At 61.5% G+C, this 3,664-nt stretch carries 5 protein-coding genes; all 5 read right to left on the bottom strand.

Translation table 11 applies throughout. The annotated features are described in order from the left end of the window. Positions 1 to 299: hypothetical protein (locus GOX53_RS29025; RefSeq protein ID WP_171182354.1), on the bottom strand; the 299-nt coding region annotated here is incomplete at its 3' end. Further along, positions 296 to 1,600 (bottom strand): DUF1173 family protein, encoded by a 1,305-nt coding sequence (locus tag GOX53_RS29020; protein ID WP_171182353.1) that lies wholly within the window; start codon positions 1,598 to 1,600, stop codon positions 296 to 298. The genes GOX53_RS29020 and GOX53_RS29025, both read right to left, overlap by 4 nt. Continuing rightward, positions 1,597 to 2,247 carry a hypothetical protein gene (locus GOX53_RS29015; protein WP_171182352.1) on the bottom strand — a complete coding sequence of 217 codons (651 nt, stop codon included), beginning with the start codon at positions 2,245 to 2,247 and terminating at the stop codon, positions 1,597 to 1,599. Before GOX53_RS29015 ends, GOX53_RS29020 begins: the two co-directional genes overlap by 4 nt. Beyond that, positions 2,244 to 2,819, bottom strand: a complete 576-nt coding sequence (locus tag GOX53_RS29010) for a hypothetical protein (RefSeq protein ID WP_171182351.1) — start codon at positions 2,817 to 2,819, stop codon at positions 2,244 to 2,246. The genes GOX53_RS29015 and GOX53_RS29010 overlap by 4 nt, the downstream gene beginning before the upstream one ends. Before the next feature lie 12 nt (positions 2,820 to 2,831). Continuing rightward, positions 2,832 to 3,664, bottom strand: an 833-nt coding sequence (locus tag GOX53_RS29005) for a conjugal transfer protein TraF (protein ID WP_217351995.1), incomplete at its 5' end; no start/stop codon positions are given.

Genomic DNA, 3,664 nt, shown 5'->3' with positions numbered 1-3,664 from the left:
AGGCTGGCATAGGTCACACCGCCGGTTTCCGCTTCGCGGCGCGAGAGCGAACGGGCGATATCGGCGGGATCCATGTCATGCTGAAGAAGCAGGGAGATCAGCACGCACATGTCCTGCATGTGATACTCCAGGTCGCTTCCGGATTTCAGGCCACCGCTATAGAACACTTCGCGGGGCCGCGCCGGGTTCTTCGGGTCGTAACCCACCGACAGATGCACAGTCTGTCCGCGCGGGATCGAGATCCGGCGGGTTTCCGTGAACCGGCGATGCGGTAAATTCTTCCTGATGGACGCGCTCATGGCTTGCCCTCCTGGACAACTGCCGGTTTACTTGCATCCGCCGGGCGTAAACCGACGGACGCTCGGCCCCTCCCCGGAACATCTGTTGCCTCAGTGAGCGGGGAGGGTTTTCCTCCCCTGCCCGGCAGCGCCGGCATTGGCCCGTCATCGAGCCAGAGCCAGGCGCCATAGGCCCCCTCTTCCGCCGTGGTCCGGAGATCGGCCACCTCATCGGGGCCGGCGCTGGGATCGGCCACGAAGAGCGACACCGGTTCCGGCAGATCGGTCAGCACCGCCGATGCGATCGGCGTTTCCCCATCGAGGTTGAAGCGCAGGGATTTGAGGAAGGCGCGTTTGCTGCTGGTCAGCGCATCGATCACCTCCCATTCCCGGGCATGTTCGAACGGGATCCAGTTGCGGGTGGTCAGCATCAGACCGATCTCCTGCAGCACCGGGTAGCCCTTCCTGGCGATACTGAAGGTGGCGATTGCCATCACATGAGAGCCGGCCTCCATATCGGCCAGCCTGAGATCGTCACTGAAGATCCGCTCGAACCGGTCCACCAGCTCCTGATCGGCAAAGAACGGGCAATCGGGGATCTGCTTGAACAGGAACCGGGCCCCGAACCGGGCCGGCTCGTGGATCTTGTATTCCGCGACCAGCAGACCCAGCGGTGTGCGGCGCCCTTCCCGCTTCAGCCCGCGGAACAGGATCTGGCGCCGGGAGGCGGCATCCCGCATCCGGTCCACGTGCCAGGGTTCCGGCACATAGAGAATGTCCGACAGCGTCTTCGACTTGGCCGTCTTGCCCTGCACCGCATTGACCAGCAGGCGATGGATCAGGCGCCAGTGGCGCTTGCCTTCCATTGCCGGCACCCATTTCACCAGCTCCGCCTCATGCCATAGGTAGTGCAGCAGGGCCGTGAGCCGGAGTTTCTTCGGCGGCGCCTTGGCTTCCGTCTTCTTCTTGCCCGACGGTTCGGGCGGTGCCGGCCGGGTGCCGCTCAGCGTCAGCGGGAAGTCCAGCTTGAGCGTGGTGGTGCCGTCATCGGTCTGCTCACGGATTGCGTCCCCCCGGACCTGCGCGAGGCCTGACAGCTCTTCGGGTGGCAGAAACGAAGCGCAGCCCGGTGCGTGTTCATCCCCGGTCGATGGCATGCGCTTGACGATGAACCGGCCATTGACGGCGGCGATATACATCAGCGGCCGTGGCGTGCGGCAGGCGCACTGCACCCGATCACGCGCCTTGTAGGCATAGGCAAGACGGGCTTGTCCGGCATCGGTTGCGGGGTCCACGGGGGTATCGCCGATGAAGTAGCTCATGACGAACCTCCATCGGATCCGGCGATTGACCGGCGGGTCCGCTTCGATTTGAAGAAGTGGATGGCATCACACAGGAGCAGCAGGGTGAGGGCGGCCACGAGGACCTCCACGGCAAACAAAGTCCAGGCCTTGTGAGTGATGATCTCTCCCCACGATGCCCAACCCTGCATCACAATTGCCCGGAACAGACCAAAAATAGCGTGTGCGGCTGCAATCAAGCCGCTCATCGGGACAACCCAACGCAACGGCCTGAAAAACACATGCCAATCGGCGTCTGTCTTGACGCCCGACAGGCGATCCGCTGCGCGCGGGGCCGTGTTGGTCGCGAACACCTCATCGATGTTCGGGGCCGAGCGAACCTCCCGTTTGGATTTCAGGAACCGGTCCGAACCACAAATGAGCAGCAACACCCCGACGCAAACCAGAAACTCCATGGCAATCAGAGGCCAGGCTCCAGAAGCAAGGATCTCGCCCCAGGAGGTCAAACCTTCATCCACAAGCCTCCGCATGACCCCGTAGATCAGGTGCAGGGCTGCGATCAGGCCGCTCAGGGGAACAACCCAAATCAACTGGCGGAGGAAGAGCCACCTGTAGGTTCTGGAACTCGGCGACGACTGCTTAAAACGGGACCGGAGAGGCTGTCTCATGACGTTTTCCTTTCGCTGGAACCATTGGCTACTTTGAAGTCATCAAACGAGACAAACGGCACCAACCGGTCATCGTTTGTCAGGCCTCCAGACAGCGCATCCTTTAAAACGCAGAGGACGAAGAAGCACAGCACGGTACACAGACCTGCGACCTTCCAAACAACGCCAACGAAGACCATTTCCCGAATGGCCAGGACGGGCGCTTGTTGAAGAGAAAGAGATACACCGTAAGCGACCACGCAGGCGGCGACGGTGACCGAAATTGCCGCGAACAGGGTTGCATAGGTGACACCGTGTGATCCGGACGCGTGGCTGTCATAGCAGATCCGGGCTCCAAAAACGGCGCCTACCGGTATCCAGACCCAACCAAAGAAACTGATGAAGCCGTGAAACACCACGCGGTGAAGGGCGCAGTCTTCCCGACTGCACACGGCAATCATGTCGTCGCTTCCGGTGGAGATTGTGAGCGCCGTCAGGATCGCCGCCTGAATGGCAGCCAGGATCATCATCGTGAACATCAGTTCCCTGTTGAGAACACCGACATTCCAAAACCAGAGGATCATCTGTTTCATACCTTCCTCCTTTCACTCGAACCGTGCGCCGTAGGGCACTTCGCGGATGACGTAGACGCGATCGAGGATCTGGTCCTCGGTCAGCAGGCCACCGCCCAGGAGCTGCACCTCTCCGGAGGTGACATCGACGATGGCAATGAAGGGGCGGGGTGTTTCGGTCAGACCGAGCGCCTCGAGCTGGCCGTTATTGGCAACCGCATCGGGGAAATAATCGATGGCGCTGCCATCGGTTGACACAGCGAGAACCTCAACGCCGTATTCTTTCTGGACGGTATCTAGGATCTGCGCCTGTGCCAGGCAGAGACGGCAATCGACCGGATCGTCATAGACAAAGAGCAGACCGGCTTCGCTGGCCGCGCGGCGCAGGGCGGCCTGTTCGGCGGCGGTGCGCTGATCCTGGAAGATGTTGGTGCCCATCTGGGTGAGCGGCCGGCGCACATTGGCATCGAGGCTCGGCGTCTGGAACAGAACCCGCTGCCAGACTGCCGAGAACCGCGCCGCCATCTGCGCCATCTGGGTGTTGACCTCCATATAGGCCTGAACGTTCTCGGGCGTGGGATCGAGAATGGCGCGATGCTTGAGTTCATCGGCGTATTTGCGAAACGCCTCGATCTCTTCCGTGGCGGTCAGTTCTTCCGCTTGTTCTTCCGGCTGGGCGGGCTCGGCCGCCTGCGGCTCAGGCTGAGGCTCCGGTTCCGTCTCTTTCTTCGGGGCGGGCTTCGGCTCGCAGTAGAAGTGCCAGCCATCGACTTCTTCGCCGTTGCAAAGTAGTCTTGCATCCGCTGTGGGAACATGCAGCACACTGAGGGTTGCGGCCAGAAGGACCATGCAAGCGGTGCGCGTTT

Source organism: Ruegeria sp. HKCCD8929, assembly GCF_013031405.1.
GTDB lineage: Bacteria > Pseudomonadota > Alphaproteobacteria > Rhodobacterales > Rhodobacteraceae > Ruegeria.
The sequence above is the reverse complement of the archived record's forward strand: the minus strand, read 5'-3'. Positions and strand labels throughout refer to the sequence as shown.